General features: G+C 56.1%; 13 protein-coding genes and 1 tRNA gene. 9 read left to right on the top strand and 5 right to left on the bottom strand.

Features of this window, described 5'->3' with window-relative positions; genetic code table 11:
• Positions 1-5: 5 nt before the first annotated feature.
• On the bottom strand, positions 6-1412 hold the full coding sequence (uxaC, locus tag ACZ1G5_RS13360; RefSeq protein WP_472733306.1) for a glucuronate isomerase: 1407 nt from the start codon (positions 1410-1412) through the stop codon (positions 6-8).
• Between the two features lie 101 nt (positions 1413-1513).
• Between uxaC and ACZ1G5_RS13355 the strand changes: the two genes are divergently transcribed.
• The 8 genes from ACZ1G5_RS13355 (at position 1514) to ACZ1G5_RS13320 (ending at position 9437) form a co-directional block, all read left to right on the top strand.
• Positions 1514-2032 carry a redoxin domain-containing protein gene (locus tag ACZ1G5_RS13355; RefSeq protein WP_472733305.1) on the top strand — a complete coding sequence of 173 codons (519 nt, stop codon included), beginning with the start codon at positions 1514-1516 and terminating at the stop codon, positions 2030-2032.
• A gap of 203 nt (positions 2033-2235) precedes the next feature.
• Positions 2236-3219 (top strand): TRAP transporter substrate-binding protein, encoded by a 984-nt coding sequence (locus ACZ1G5_RS13350; protein ID WP_472733304.1) that lies wholly within the window; start codon positions 2236-2238, stop codon positions 3217-3219.
• Positions 3220-3299: 80 nt separating this feature from the next.
• Positions 3300-3830, top strand: coding sequence for a TRAP transporter small permease (locus tag ACZ1G5_RS13345; protein ID WP_472733303.1), 531 nt, complete (start codon positions 3300-3302; stop codon positions 3828-3830).
• A gap of 1 nt (position 3831) precedes the next feature.
• On the top strand, positions 3832-5109 hold the full coding sequence (locus ACZ1G5_RS13340) for a TRAP transporter large permease (RefSeq protein ID WP_472733302.1): 1278 nt from the start codon (positions 3832-3834) through the stop codon (positions 5107-5109).
• Positions 5110-5277: 168 nt separating this feature from the next.
• Entirely contained in the window at positions 5278-6588 is a 1311-nt protein-coding gene (gene ugpB, locus ACZ1G5_RS13335; protein ID WP_472733301.1) for a sn-glycerol-3-phosphate ABC transporter substrate-binding protein UgpB, read from the top strand.
• Positions 6589-6639: 51 nt separating this feature from the next.
• Positions 6640-7521 carry a sn-glycerol-3-phosphate ABC transporter permease UgpA gene (gene ugpA, locus ACZ1G5_RS13330; protein WP_247226794.1) on the top strand — a complete coding sequence of 294 codons (882 nt, stop codon included), beginning with the start codon at positions 6640-6642 and terminating at the stop codon, positions 7519-7521.
• Positions 7522-7541: 20 nt separating this feature from the next.
• Positions 7542-8378: a sn-glycerol-3-phosphate ABC transporter permease UgpE gene (ugpE, locus tag ACZ1G5_RS13325; protein ID WP_472734337.1), complete on the top strand. Its 837-nt coding sequence runs from the start codon at positions 7542-7544 to the stop codon at positions 8376-8378.
• A 3-nt stretch (positions 8379-8381) separates the two neighbouring features.
• Positions 8382-9437 (top strand): ABC transporter ATP-binding protein, encoded by a 1056-nt coding sequence (locus ACZ1G5_RS13320; protein ID WP_472733300.1) that lies wholly within the window; start codon positions 8382-8384, stop codon positions 9435-9437.
• Here the strand turns inward: ACZ1G5_RS13320 and ACZ1G5_RS13315 are convergent.
• The 4 genes from ACZ1G5_RS13315 to ACZ1G5_RS13300 all read right to left on the bottom strand — a co-directional run bounded on the left by ACZ1G5_RS13315 (position 9399) and on the right by ACZ1G5_RS13300 (position 12658).
• Positions 9399-10766, bottom strand: a complete 1368-nt coding sequence (locus ACZ1G5_RS13315) for a S41 family peptidase (protein WP_472733299.1) — start codon at positions 10764-10766, stop codon at positions 9399-9401. The genes ACZ1G5_RS13320 and ACZ1G5_RS13315 overlap by 39 nt on opposite strands.
• Before the next feature lie 157 nt (positions 10767-10923).
• Positions 10924-11000: transfer RNA gene (locus tag ACZ1G5_RS13310), tRNA-Arg, on the bottom strand.
• Between the two features lie 55 nt (positions 11001-11055).
• Positions 11056-11367: an ETC complex I subunit gene (locus ACZ1G5_RS13305; RefSeq protein ID WP_472733298.1), complete on the bottom strand. Its 312-nt coding sequence runs from the start codon at positions 11365-11367 to the stop codon at positions 11056-11058.
• 55 nt (positions 11368-11422) lie between these two features.
• On the bottom strand, positions 11423-12658 hold the full coding sequence (locus tag ACZ1G5_RS13300; protein WP_472733297.1) for an aminopeptidase: 1236 nt from the start codon (positions 12656-12658) through the stop codon (positions 11423-11425).
• A gap of 131 nt (positions 12659-12789) precedes the next feature.
• On the opposite strand from ACZ1G5_RS13300, the gene ACZ1G5_RS13295 reads away from it, so the two are divergent.
• Positions 12790-13647 (top strand): aminoglycoside phosphotransferase family protein, encoded by an 858-nt coding sequence (locus ACZ1G5_RS13295; protein ID WP_472733296.1) that lies wholly within the window; start codon positions 12790-12792, stop codon positions 13645-13647.
• The last annotated feature ends 29 nt before the right edge of the window (positions 13648-13676 follow it).

Below are 13676 nucleotides of genomic sequence, written 5' to 3'. Positions count from 1 at the left end.
TCGCGTCAAAACCGATAGGCCCGCTTTGCAAGGCCGTAGGCCAGATCATGGGCAACCTCGGGCGCCTCATCTGCATCAAGTCGACCGGTCTTCACCAACGTCGCAAGATAGCCGCAGTCGATCCGGCGGGCGACATCATGGCGTGCCGGGATCGAACAAAACGCGCGGGTGTCATCATTAAAGCCAACTGTGTTGTAAAAGCCGGCTGTCTCTGTGGCGGTTTCCCGGAACCGCCGCATGCCTTCTGCGCTGTCATGGAACCACCAAGGCGGTCCAAGCTTCAGTGCAGGATAGACCCCCGCAAGTGGCGCCAACTCGCGAGGAACCGCGGTTTCATCCAGCGTGAACAGGATAACCGTCAGCCCCGGTTCTTGGCCAACAGCGTCCAGCAGTGGCTTGAGGGCATGAACATAATCGGTCCGCGTTGGAATATCGTACCCTTTATCGCGTCCAAACTTGCCAAACATCGCATCAGAATGATTGCGGTAGGACCCCGGATGGATTTGCAGAACAAGCCCATCATCCAAACTCATTCGTGCCATTTCCGTTAGCATATGACCGCGAAAGGCATCCGCTTCGTCCGCGCTGCAATCCCCTCGCAAGGCCTTGTCGAAAATCGCCGCAGCAACATCCGGCGCCAAATCCTCGGTGCGGGCTGTCGGGTGCCCATGATCCGAAGAGGTTGCGCCGAAACTCTTGAAAAAGGTGCGCCGGTTTCGGTGTGCCGCCAAATAACCCTGCCATGATGTCGCATCTTCGCCCGTCAACTCACCCAGTTTTTCGACATTCTGCGCAAAATCTTCAAATTCAGGATCAACCACAGCATCTGGCCGGTAGGCAGTCACGACATTCCCGGCCCAGCCACTGTCACGTATCATCTTATGCCATCGCAAATCGTCGATCGCACTCTCGGTCGTCGAAATGGCCTCTATGTTGAACCTCTCAAAAAGAGCGCGTGGGCGGAACGCGTCTTGTGCAAGACAATCATTGATCTGATCATAGATGTCGTCCGCAGTTTGCGCACCAAGGCGCTTGGTGACCCCAAAAACCTCTTGCAGCGCATGATCCACCCAAATGCGTGACGGCGTCCCGCGAAAAAGGTGATAATTCTCAGCAAATATCCGCCAAATCTTGCGCGGGTCCTGCTCAACTACACCGCCATCAACGCGCTGAACGCCAAGGCTCTCCAATGATATCCCCTGCGAATGCAGCATGCGAAAAACATAGTGGTCAGGCGTGACGAACAACTCAGAGGGATTGGCGAACGCCTCATCTTCGGCAAACCACCGCGGATCCGTATGGCCATGCGGGCTGATGATCGGTAGCGTCTGAACATCCTCATACAGATCGCGGGCAAGGTCACGCACCGCCGGCTCAACCGGGAATAACCGGTCACTATTCAACAGCGTCATAAAATCCCCCGTGTCGCTCCAACTGGTATCCTAGTTGCCGGACTGCTAACTGTCACGTCATAACATCAGCGGAACATGCAGCAGATATTGGAGCCAACCCCATGCCAGCACCGAAACTCATCCCAGGAAGCCTTATTGAACAAATGTCATTTGCGCAGGTGGGTGGCGGAACACTCACCATCGGGGGCGCTGCAGAAAACTGGACACTTCTCGTCGTTTATCGGGGCAGGCATTGTCCACGATGCAAGAAATATCTCAACATCCTCGATGGCATGCAGGCAGACTGGACCGCTGCCGGTTTTGATATCGCCGTGGTTTCCGCCGATCCCCACGAAAAGGCAGATGCCGACCAAAAGGAGTTTGGATGGCGTTTTCCTCTCGGCTATGACATGTCCGAAGAGCAGATGGCCCAATTGGGTCTCTATATTACCGATCCGCTTTCTGCTTCCGAAACAGACCGTCGATTTGCGGAACCGGGCACATTTGTGATCCGTCCGGACGGCAGCGTCCTACTGATTGCGATTTCAAACGGACCATCAGCGCGGCCCGAACTGACAGAACTGCTGGATGGCATGATCTTCACAAAAGAGAACGATCGACCACCACGCGGCACAGTTTAGAGACATGCCCATTATACTTACATGCGACACCAATCGTTCGCGGGTCATTTTATTCGTCGCGATCATCCGTATCTGACCGGAATTTGATAGGTTTGATTGACACGGAGAGAATCTAGTAATACTAGTATACCTGTTGTAGCGATTTCCCAATTTGCCTTCGGGCTCGGGTGCCGTGCCAACCAAAATGTATCTGGGAGGATCAAATGACCAAAATTTTCACACTTCGCGGCGCCCTTCTTGGTGGCTGCATGGCGCTTGCGGCAACTTCGGTCGCCGCACAAGAGCTCCGCGGCTGGAACATCCACGTCGAAGACTATCCCGTTTCTGTCGCAATGGATTCGTTCACAGCACAGGTGGCGGAATTGACCGGTGGCGAGATCACCGCAAAGACGTTCCACAACGGCGTTCTGGGCAGCCAGCCTGACGCGATCGAGCAGGTACGCCTTGGCGTCATCGACTTCGGTGTCTTCAGCCTTGGGCCGATGGGCACATCTGTTCCTGAAACCAACGTGGTGTCGCTGCCCTTTATCTTCAGCAGCATCCCACAGATGTATGAGTTGATGGACGGCGCTGTCGGCGAAGCAATCGGCGAAGGCATGATGGAACGCGGAATTGTTCCTTTGGGCTGGTACGATGCCGGTGCGCGTTCATTCTATAACTCTGTCCGTCCGATCAACACGCCTGCTGATGTCGAGGGTCTGAAGATCCGCGTCATGAGCAACGATTTGTTTGTGCAAATGGTCAGATCAATGGACGGCAATGCAACACCCATGGCCTTCGCTGAAGTCTATCAATCAATCCAAACTGGCGTCGTTGACGGCGCTGAAAACAACCCACCATCCTACGAGTCCACCAGCCACTTTGAAGTGGCAAAATACTACTCACTCACAGAACACCTCATCATCCCGGAGTGCCTTTGCATGAGCAAGGCGACATGGGATAAACTCACTCCAGAACAGCAAACGCTTGTGATGGAAGCAGGTCGCAATAGCGCAAACGAACAGCGCGAACTGTGGCAGGCACGTGAAGCCGCCAGCATGGAAATCGTTGAAGGCGGCGGCACAATCGTAAACACCATTGCAGACAAAGCACCATTTCAGGATGCAATGGCTCCCGTCTACGAAAGCTTCCTCGAAGCCAATCCTGACCTCGCTGATCTGGTCAACTTGATCCGCGACGCAGGCTAAGTCTTCGCCTATGCTAAGGTGGCCCGTGCCCTTGCGGCGCGGGCCATTTTGCAACCTGATACGAAAACCTTGAGGCAGTGATGCGTAGTCGTAAGTCCCTGATAGATCGATGCGAGACGGTTCTGGCCGCTGTGCAATGGATCAGTATTTTTACCGCTTCATTTGCTCTCGTTGTCTTGATTGTCACCTTCGGCTGGCTGGTGTTTGGCCGCTATGTCTTGAACGTGACACCCACATGGGTCGAACAACTCGCACTTCTGCTGATCTGCTACATTGCCTTTTTGGGCGCGGCAGCCGGGGTCCGCGACGACACCCACCTTGGCGTGACGTTGTTCCGCGATCTTATGCCCGTTCCAATCCAGAAGCTGATTATCATTGTGATTGACTTCATCCTTGCCGCCTTCGGTTTCGTTATGGTGATTGCCGGGATCGAACTGATGCGCTTTGGCTGGGACTCAAACCTGCCCATGCTCGAAATTCCCGAAAGCTTCCGCACGCTGGCCATAACACTCTGTGGCGCGTTGATCGTCCTGCACGCCGGCGCACGCGGCGTGATCCGCATCATCAAATACGCCGATTGGCACCCCACTCCACAAACGCAGGAGACCTGATATGGGCCTGACGATCCTTTTGGTCGTATTTGGTATTGGCGTCGTTATCGGCATGCCGGTTGCCTTTGCAATGGGCCTCGCGGCGGCATCTGCCTTCTGGTACGAAGGTTTCCCGATGTTGATCACGTTCCAGCGTGCGACCGCGGGCGTGTCCGTCTTTTCCTTGCTCGCAATCCCTTTCTTTGTCCTCGCCGGAGAGATCATGCTGCATGGCGGGATCGCCGTGCGGTTGGTGAAACTGGCCTCTGCATTGGTTGGTCACCTCAAAGGTGGTCTGGCGATGGTCAACATCTTCTCAAGCATGCTGTTTGGCGGCATCTCCGGATCTGCGGTTGCGGACATCTCGGCACTTGGTTCAATCCTTGTACCCGTGATGAAAGAACGCGGTTATCGCCCGGATTTCGCGGTCAACGTCACCGTGACATCCTCAATCGCCGGTATCGTCATCCCGCCTAGCCACAATATGATTATCTTTGCCGTCGCGGCCGGTGGCGGCTTGTCTGTCTCCTCGCTTTTTCTGGCCGGTGTGATCCCCGGCATCCTCATGTGCGGCAGCCTCGCGATTGCGGCATATTTCCTTTCGATCAAACACAACTACCCCGCCGAACCCTTTCCCGGCTGGCGTGAAGTCAGGCGCAGTGCTGCAGACGCGATCCCCGGCTTCATGACGGCGGTAATCATCGTTGGTGGGACCCTATCGGGCGTGTTTACAGTGACAGAATCCGGCGCATTTGGGGCGATCTACGCGATCCTGCTGACCACCTTCTACTATCGCAGCCTCAGCTGGAAATCCTTCATTCTGGCGATCACAGGCACCGTCCGGACGACTGCGATGGTTATGATCCTTATCGCTTTCGCAAGCTCGTTTGCCTATCTCTTGGCCTTGTATCAGGTCCCAACGCGCCTGAGCGAAGCACTGGTCACCATCTCGGATAATCCGATCATCATCTTGCTGATGATCAACGTCATCTTGTTGATCCTCGGGATGATTATGGACATGGCAGCCTTGATCCTGATCTGCACACCCATCTTCCTGCCCATTGCCAAAGGGCTGGGTATGGACCCGACGCAGTTTGGTATCATGATGCTGATGAACCTCGGGCTGGGCCTTTGCACGCCGCCGGTCGGAACGTGTCTCTTTGTCGGCTGCGCCGTGGGCAAGATCAAAATAGAAGAGGCGCTCAAGTCGATCTGGCCATTCTATCTCGCCATCCTTGGTGCTTTGATTCTGGTCACCTATGTGCCTGCCGTTTCACTCTGGCTGCCATCGAAATTCTAATGCTTTCCCCCGGAAAGACCTATCAGAAGTTGCGCGCTGCGTCGCTGAGTTCGCGCATTTCTTGCTTAATTTGCGCAGCCGTGTATCGTTTTGTTGTCAATAAACTGTGCCGTGCTCTGACAACGGTGCAACGTGGCAACGCACCGCTGTGGTGCAAGGGGGGAAACAATGACAAGATCTATATTCGGCATTCTTGCCGCATCCACACTTCTGTCGCCAGTCGCGGCAATGGCACAAACCGAAGTGCAATTCTGGCATGCTTTCACGGGTCGCTTAGGCGAATTGGTCGCAGCACAGGTTGAAGAATTCAACGCCAGCCAAAGCGACTATGTCGTCGTGCAAAGCCATAAGGGCAACTATTCTGAAACGCTCAACTCTGGCATCGCGGCATTCCGCGCGGGCGAGCATCCGCATATTTTGATGGTGTTTGAGGTCGGCACAGCCACGATGATGTCAGCGCAAGGCGCTACGCGGCCCGTGTTTGAAGTCATGGCCCAGAGTGGGGCAGAATTTGATCCAAACGCCTACATTGGTTCGGTCAAAGGCTACTACACCACGACCGATGGCGAGATGCTGTCGCTGCCTTTCAACTCATCCACCCCTGTTTTGTGGGTGAACCGCGACGCTTTTGAAGCGGCTGGTGTCGATCCGGACACCGATCTGTCAACATGGCAAAACGTGGGTGAAACGCTCGAAGCGCTGAAAGCGGGTGGATCAGAATGCCCATTGGTCACCGCGTGGCAAAGCTGGATTCATCTTGAAAACTTCTCGGCCTATCATGACGTCCCATTTGCCAGCCAAGACAATGGTTTTGCCGGGCTCGACACGGAACTGATGCTGAACGGTGAAGCCCAAGTCGCGCACCTGACCGCGATGGGTGAGTGGGCGCAGGATGGCAAGTTCATCTACACCGGTCGTCGCAACGAAGGTGGTGCAAACTTCCGCTCAGGCGAATGCGCGCTCTTTACCGAAAGCTCTGCGGGCTATGCGGGCATCAAGGCCGAGGCCGAGTTTGATTTCGATGTGCGTCCGCTGCCCTATTGGGAAGGCGTCGGAAACGCGCCGCAGAATACGATCATCGGCGGTGCATCCCTTTGGGTAATGGAAGGCCATGAAGACGCGGAATATGCCGGTGTCGGTGAATTCCTCGCCTTCCTGTCATCCAGCGACGTGCAAGCGCAGTGGCACCAGAACACAGGCTATCTGCCAATCACCGCAGCGGCTGGCGAAGCAACGCGTCTTGCGGGTTTCTACGAAGAGAACCCCGGCACCGACGTGGCCGTCACGCAGATGACGGCGAATGAGCCAACGGCGAATTCCAAAGGTTTGCGTTTGGGGTCCTTTGATCAGATCCGCGGGATCATTGACGAAGAGCTAGAGGCGATCTGGGCTGGCGATAAGACAGCACAGGAAGCCATGGACAGCGCGAAAGCACGCGGTGACGCGCTCTTGCGCCGGTTCGAAGCGGCCAACGGCTAAGGCAAACAGAAAGGCGGGCCAAATGGTCCGCCTTTTCTGCCGCGTGAGTCGATGGAAAAACGGGTCAAATTCAAAGGCTGGTTGTTGCCAGCGCTGCTGATCGCACCGCAAGTCGTGATCTCGGCTGTGTTCTTTTTCTATCCTGCGGGGCAGGCAATCTGGCAATCGCTGTTCATCCCCGATCCTTTTGGTCTATCGATGCAATGGGTCGGGTTGGGCAATTTTGAGTTTCTTCTGTCAGACCCGTTCTATCGCGCGTCATTCGTGACAACGGCGGTCTTTTCGATCCTTGTGACGCTCTGCTCCATGATCCCCGCGCTCTTTCTCGCGGTCATCGCAGATCGCTTGATCAAAGGCTCAGGCGTCTACCGCACCTTGCTGATCTGGCCCTATGCGGTGGCCCCGGCTGTCGCAGGCGTGTTGTGGCTGTTCATGTTCAACACCCGCGTCGGCGTTGTGTCATGGTATCTGGGCCAGTTGGGATACGACTGGAACCATGTGCTGAACGGGGGCGAGGCGATGGGTTTGGTCGTCGTCGCATCCGCATGGGGCCGGATCAGCTATAACTTCCTGTTCTTCTTTGCAGCGCTTCAGGCTGTCCCAAAATCCGTGATCGAAGCGGCGGCCATTGACGGCGCGCATTTCTGGCGGCGGTTCTGGACCATCGTGCTGCCGCTTTTGTCGCCGACGACCTTCTTCTTGCTGGTCGTCAATATCGTCTATTCCTTCTTTGAAACCTTCGGCGTGATCCACACGATCACCGCAGGCGGACCACAGCAGACGACAACGATCCTTGTTTACAAGGTCTATTCAGACGGGTTCGTCAGCCAAGACCTTGGCTCATCCTCGGCGCAGTCCGTGATCCTGCTGATCGTGGTCGGGCTGCTGACTGTCCTTCAGTTCAAATTCATCGAAAAGCGGGTGCATTACTGATGGCGCGGGAAACGCATGGCATGGTGGAAAAGCGCGGCTCTGGCCTGTGGCTTACCCATGTCTTCATGATCCTTGGCGTGCTGGTAATCTTCTTTCCGATCTGGCTGGCCTTTGTCGCCTCGACCGTGACGCAGGCCGACATCATCCGCCCACCCATGCCGGTGTGGCCCGGTGACCAGCTTTGGACCAACTATAAGAATGCGCTGTTTTCAGGGATCAATGTCCCCGTGGGTACGATGCTTGTGAACAGTCTGGTCATGGCGATTGGCATTGCGGTCGGCAAAATCATCATCTCACTGCTGTCTGCCTTTGCCATCGTCTATTTCAAATTCCCGGGCCGGAACCTGTTCTTCTGGCTGATTTTTCTGACACTGATGTTGCCGGTCGAGGTGCGGATCGTGCCAACCTACGAAGTTGTGGCAGGCTTTGGGATGCTCAATTCGTACTCCGGCCTAATCTTCCCGCTGATTGCGTCGGCCACGGCAACTTTCCTGTTTCGCCAGTTCTTCCTCACAATCCCGGATGAACTGGCCGAGGCCGCCCGCGTCGACGGGGCCCGCCCTATGCGGTTTTTCTGGGATATCGTTGTCCCGATGAGCCGCACGAATATCGCGGCACTTTTTGTGATCTTGTTCATCTACGGCTGGAACCAATACCTCTGGCCGCTGCTGATCACCACCGATCCCGAAATGAACACCATCGTGATGGGCATCAAACAGATGTTCCCGTCGGGCGATGACTTTGCCCATTGGCCCACAATCATGGCGACATCCATCCTTGCGATGATCCCGCCGGTGATCGTTGTGGTCGGCATGCAACGGCTGTTTATACGCGGCCTTGTCGATAGCGAGAAGTAAGAGATGGCGACAGTTTCCCTGCAAGACATTAAGAAAAGCTTTGGCGCGACGGACGTGATCCATGGCATCACGACCGACATTGCCGATGGTGAGTTTATCGTCATTGTCGGGCCGTCAGGATGCGGTAAGTCCACGCTGCTGCGGATGGTTGCGGGACTGGAGACGGTGACCGCAGGTGATGTCCTGATCGGCGGCACACGCGCCAACGATAAGGAACCGATGGATCGCGACATCGCGATGGTGTTCCAGAATTACGCGCTTTATCCGCATATGTCGGTGCGGCAGAACATGGGCTACGGACTCAAGATCGCCAAGTTACCCAAAGATCAGATTGACGCCAAGGTGCTCGAAGCGGCCCAACTGTTACAACTCGAACCGCTGCTGGATCGTAAACCACGCGAATTGTCTGGCGGACAACGCCAACGCGTCGCGATGGGGCGCGCGATTGTGCGTGAACCGGCGGTATTCCTGTTTGACGAACCGCTTTCCAACCTCGACGCAAAGCTCCGCGTCCAAATGCGGCTGGAGATTAAGGAACTTCAATCAAAGCTGGGGATCACCGCGCTTTACGTCACCCATGATCAGGTTGAGGCGATGACAATGGCCGACCGCATGATCGTGATGAACGGCGGCATCGCTGAACAGATCGGCACCCCGCTTGAGGTCTATGAGACACCACGCACCCTTTTCGCAGCCCAATTCATCGGCAGCCCCGCGATGAATATTCTGGATGCGGAAATCAAAAACGGGCAGGTGTTTCTGGGCGACCAGCCCATCGCGGAAACGACCAGCCCAGACGGACCAGTAAAATTCGGGATCCGTCCAGAACATTTGGTTGCTGATGCGCACGGCCCAATCCGCGTCACCGCTAGGATGGCAGAACCACTGGGGGCGAACACCCTCCTGCATTGCGAACTTGCCAACAGCCACGCTGATTTCACGGCCAGCATGCCGGGTGTCCATATCCTGGACGGCCAAAACGCTGAAACGCGCTTCTCAATCCAACCGGGCCAGGCCCATCTATTTGACAGCGACACCGGCGAGCGCCTTTTGGGCTAGCTCAAGCGCCTTGCTGAACCCCGCTGCCAGCACAGGATCACGTGCAGCAAGATACTGCGTGGTCTCGAACGGCACGGCGATATCGGGAGGAATGCCAATCCCTTCGAAAAGCTCACCGTCCATTGTCAGATAGGTTTGATTTGATAGCCCCAGACCCCACCCGTTTGGCAATGTGAAACCCATCACATCTGACAGCCCACCGCCAGTTGGTTCACCCAGTGTCGTGACCTGATCAAGCTCTCGCATCGCCAGTGTCAGAATTTCCGCTGCACTTCCTGTCAATTGCGAAGTCAGCAGGACAACCGGTCGCGGGTCTGGTGTGCCGTCGACAGGCGCGACAACACCAACGAAAGGGGCTGTCTGTGCGTCCCCAATGCGCGTGGTCTTTGTGAATGCCTCCAAAGGTGTCTGGATGAAATGGCCGGCCAAGCCAAAAGACACCGTGTCAGAACCACCAGGATTGTATCGGATATCAATGACCAAGGCTTTGGCGTCTGACAGGGCCGCGAGCACCTCTCCGAATATGGCTGCCATCGCGTCTGTGCTGTTCCCACCAAAGGGTACCGTGACGTCCATTTCCCGGACCGATATGTAGCCGATCCCATCACTGCGAAGCCCATAAAAGATTGGCTCGGTCCCCTTTTGGGTCAGGGTGGTCCCAGCGTTTGACAGGGCGATGTTGTGGAGGATGTCGCGCGTCAGGCTGCCACCCTCAGGGATCCATGCCGGCGCTACCGATGGGGACTGATACCCGATCTGATCAGATCCAAAGTGAAGGTGACCATCGTCCAGCCCCGCAGTCATGCTCAGAAGCATGGCATTGACATCCTCAGCGCTGACCGGACTGGCACCACCCGGTTCAGGGGCAAGAGCACGCCTCGCACGCCAATCCACCCCATGCAAATCGAAGAAAGCGTAATGTTCATCAAGCGCCGCCCATGCGGCGTCAAAAATATCACGCGCGGTTGCTGTGCTGGGATCAGGGTCGGTGCAAGCGGGCGGCAGCCTGTCAAGCTTGTCAAACCGATGGACCCCAAGACTGCCGTCTAACGCAAGATGAAGCTGATCCTCGACGACTGAAACGCGCGCGCCTTCCACCAGCTCAATCAGTTTCATATGCGCCGGAAAAGAGATGGCCGAGAGGCAGCTATGGCTGCTTTCGCTATAAAGCGTTGCCTTCAGCGGCGTCAGATGCAGGATCGATCCACCAGTATCAGCCCGCCATGCTCCTCTCTCTGCACCATTTGGCATGTAGATCAGCCATGATAGCCCGAACAGCAGGACCAAAGCCAAAACGACGCCGCCCAGATATCGAAGCAGTCTTCGCACAGATACACCCCCAATAAGACGGCAGCCTTGGCCGTCGTCGGTCACATGTCAATGCACTTAGGTGGTGAGGGATGGCGTCTTGAAATCACGGCGCGACGTGACGTCGCTTTGCCGAACTTCAACATATCGCCCAAAGACCGATATTTATTCCATAAAATGGCGATCCGAGAAGGACTCGAACCCTCAACCTGCTGATTAGAAGTCAGCTGCTCTATCCAGTTGAGCTATCGGACCGCACATCTGTGGTATCGCGCGCAAGGCGCTGGTTTGGCAAGCGCAAAAGCCGGAATTAGTGCGTCCAGGCACCCCGGCGGTTCGTCGCGAAATTCTCGCCATAGCCGCCTGGCCGGATATTGGCCTTGCGTGATTTGGGCTCTTGCACAATGGCGTCGATCCCATGCTCCTTGGCGTAGTCCAGCGCGGCCGCTTTGCTGTCAAATTCCAACTTGACTTGGGCTTGCGTGTCCGAAGAGGACGTCCAGCCCATCAGCGGGTCAACCTCACGCGCTGTCTCGGCCACATGCTCCAAAACCCAATGCTTGGTTTTGGCCGTGCCGGATGACATGGCAGTTTTGGCTGGCTTGTAGATTCGTGCGCGCATCGCGGTCTCCCTTGGCTGTCCTCTATATGTGCAAAACGATGGCTTTAGGCAAGCGTCAAGCCCACTCCCCACCACGCATCACAGGCACCCGGTCGCCCGTCTTGGTGATCCCGTCGATATCAACCGCATCTGACCCCATCATCCAGTCCACATGAATGATACTTTGATTGCCACCCTTTTGCTTCAACTCCTCGGGTGAAAATTCCGATCCGCCCTCGATTGTATCGGCATAACACTGGCCCAGCGCGATATGGCAGGACGCATTTTCATCAAAAAGCGTGTTATAGAACAATGTCCCTGACTGGCTGATCGGGCTGGAATGCGGCACAAGGGCAACTTCACCAATCCGGCTGGCACCATCATCGGTCTTGAGCAAAGCGTTGAGCACATCTGCACCCTTCGACGCGGTGGCTTCAACGATCCGGCCCGCCTCAAAACGAACGGCGATATCTTCAATCACGCTGCCTTGATGCGCCAGAGGCTTTGTCGCGGCAACCGTACCTTCAACCTTATAGGCATGCGGGCAAGTGAAAACCTCTTCGGTCGGAATGTTGGGCTGACAAACCACACCATTAAGCGCAGGCGACGCACCGCCCTTCCAGATATGCCCATCAGCAAGGCCCAGATGCAGATCAGTCCCCGGCCCTGTGTAATGCAGTGCGGCAAAATTCTGGCTGTTCAACCAGTTCACCCGTTCCTTCAGCGTCGCGGTATGTTCCGCCCAATTGGCCACAGGATCATCACCATCCAAACGAGACGCAGCATAAATCGCGTCCATCAGTTTGCCTTGCGCCTCATCCACCGGCAAATCGGGATAGACTTTTGCAGCCCAGGCCGCCCCTGGATAAGCGACGATATTCCAGTTCACCTCAAACCCGACAATCGGGTTCATCGCAGGTTTGGCTGCAATGGATGTGGCCTTGCTAAGCCGGGCGACCTTCTCCGGGTCCTGCCCAGCCAGCAACATAGGATCATCGCCCGTGATCGCCATCCGGGCTGCACCACCCTTGAAGGCCGCAGCCATCCCCTCAAACAACCACTCAGGCGCGCGATCAAAGCTGTCGTCGGGGGCATGTTCGTACCGCGCCAAAGTAATTGCGTCATCGTTGAAAAACGGGGTCACAATCCCGCCGCCCGCCTTATAGGCATGCACGGCAATTCGGCGGACCAGATCAAGCGCCGCCATCGGGGCGGTAATCACCAAATCCTGTCCCGGTTGCAGGTTCACGCCAGTGCGGACAGCGACTTCGGCAAGACGGTCAAGTTTGACGGGATCGATATGGTCGGACATTAGGCTGGCTCCTTCTTGGGCTTGCCGATAACTACCGCGTTATCCGGCAAGGTCAAACGCTGCACCCTCTGAATGTTGTATTTGCACCCCCCGTCAGGCAAACCCGGATGAAACCGGCAAAGGGCGTTTCAATGAAAATTTCGATACCGCTGTCAAAAGACCACGCATCAAAGATGGCGACACGATGGAACATCCGGCTGCTCGACAAGATTGCCGAAAACAATCGTACCGCGATCTACAAGACAGAAGATGCAAAAGGGCTCTATGCACTCAAGGTGCTGAAAACCTTTGGCGACAGCGGTGAGGGCGGAGCCAAGCTCTTTTTGGATGCACTGCCCACAGGCACCGCCGTCCGGATGCACCGGGTCAATATGTTGCGCACCGCATTCTTGATGGATTGGCTCGAAGGGCCCACACTTGATCAGCTTTTCGCGGAAGGGGAAGAGGAGAAGGCCCTCACGCTCCTGGCGCAAAGCGCGGGTATTGTAAACAAAACCAACTTCAAATACCCGTTCCTTTATCGCAGCATCACTCCGAAGTTCACCAAGACCTTCGACAAAGCCGCGGGAAAGCTCGGCGCTCCAGAAGCAGAGCCAGACTTGGCCCGCGCCCGAAAGATACTGACACATCTGCTGGACACGATGCGGCGCGAACATGTGATCCACGGGGATCTTGGGCTGCAAAACGTGATCCTCACAGCAGACGGCCCCCGCATCATCGACCCAAAAGGGTTTCGGGCGGACGCGACGTATGAATGCTGTACGACGATTGCGCCGGACTATACGAAAACATCTGTTGCGGACTACAAAGCCGGTATCGTGCACAGGGCATCCATCACCGCTCCCGCTTTGGGCGAAGACCCCAAACGCATGATCCAATGGGGCGCAGTTTCGCTGGCCCGCCGGATTTACCGGCGTGACCCCCAGCGCCCGGATGCGGTCCGAAGGAAGCCCTATCTAGCGGCATTTCTTGAATTGGCCGAGGCTTAGAGCCCAAAGGCGGCACCACTCCTGACATA

The organism is Yoonia sp. JB2-21, assembly GCF_055693545.1.
This window is presented reverse-complemented; position numbering and strand designations above follow the sequence as displayed.

Bases quoted from the DNA above. Each gene is read 5' to 3' on its own strand.
- uxaC (WP_472733306.1), bottom strand. From the start codon at position 1,412: ATGACGCTGTTGAATAGTGACCGGTTATTCCCGGTTGAGCCGGCGGTG.
- ugpE (WP_472734337.1), top strand. From the start codon at position 7,542: ATGGTGGAAAAGCGCGGCTCTGGCCTGTGGCTTACCCATGTCTTCATG.
- ACZ1G5_RS13305 (WP_472733298.1), bottom strand. From the start codon at position 11,367: ATGCGCGCACGAATCTACAAGCCAGCCAAAACTGCCATGTCATCCGGC.
- ugpB (WP_472733301.1), top strand. From the start codon at position 5,278: ATGACAAGATCTATATTCGGCATTCTTGCCGCATCCACACTTCTGTCG.
- ACZ1G5_RS13300 (WP_472733297.1), bottom strand. From the start codon at position 12,658: ATGTCCGACCATATCGATCCCGTCAAACTTGACCGTCTTGCCGAAGTC.
- ACZ1G5_RS13355 (WP_472733305.1), top strand. From the start codon at position 1,514: ATGCCAGCACCGAAACTCATCCCAGGAAGCCTTATTGAACAAATGTCA.
- ACZ1G5_RS13320 (WP_472733300.1), top strand. From the start codon at position 8,382: ATGGCGACAGTTTCCCTGCAAGACATTAAGAAAAGCTTTGGCGCGACG.
- ACZ1G5_RS13340 (WP_472733302.1), top strand. From the start codon at position 3,832: ATGGGCCTGACGATCCTTTTGGTCGTATTTGGTATTGGCGTCGTTATC.
- ACZ1G5_RS13295 (WP_472733296.1), top strand. From the start codon at position 12,790: ATGAAAATTTCGATACCGCTGTCAAAAGACCACGCATCAAAGATGGCG.
- ACZ1G5_RS13345 (WP_472733303.1), top strand. From the start codon at position 3,300: ATGCGTAGTCGTAAGTCCCTGATAGATCGATGCGAGACGGTTCTGGCC.
- ugpA (WP_247226794.1), top strand. From the start codon at position 6,640: ATGGAAAAACGGGTCAAATTCAAAGGCTGGTTGTTGCCAGCGCTGCTG.
- ACZ1G5_RS13350 (WP_472733304.1), top strand. From the start codon at position 2,236: ATGACCAAAATTTTCACACTTCGCGGCGCCCTTCTTGGTGGCTGCATG.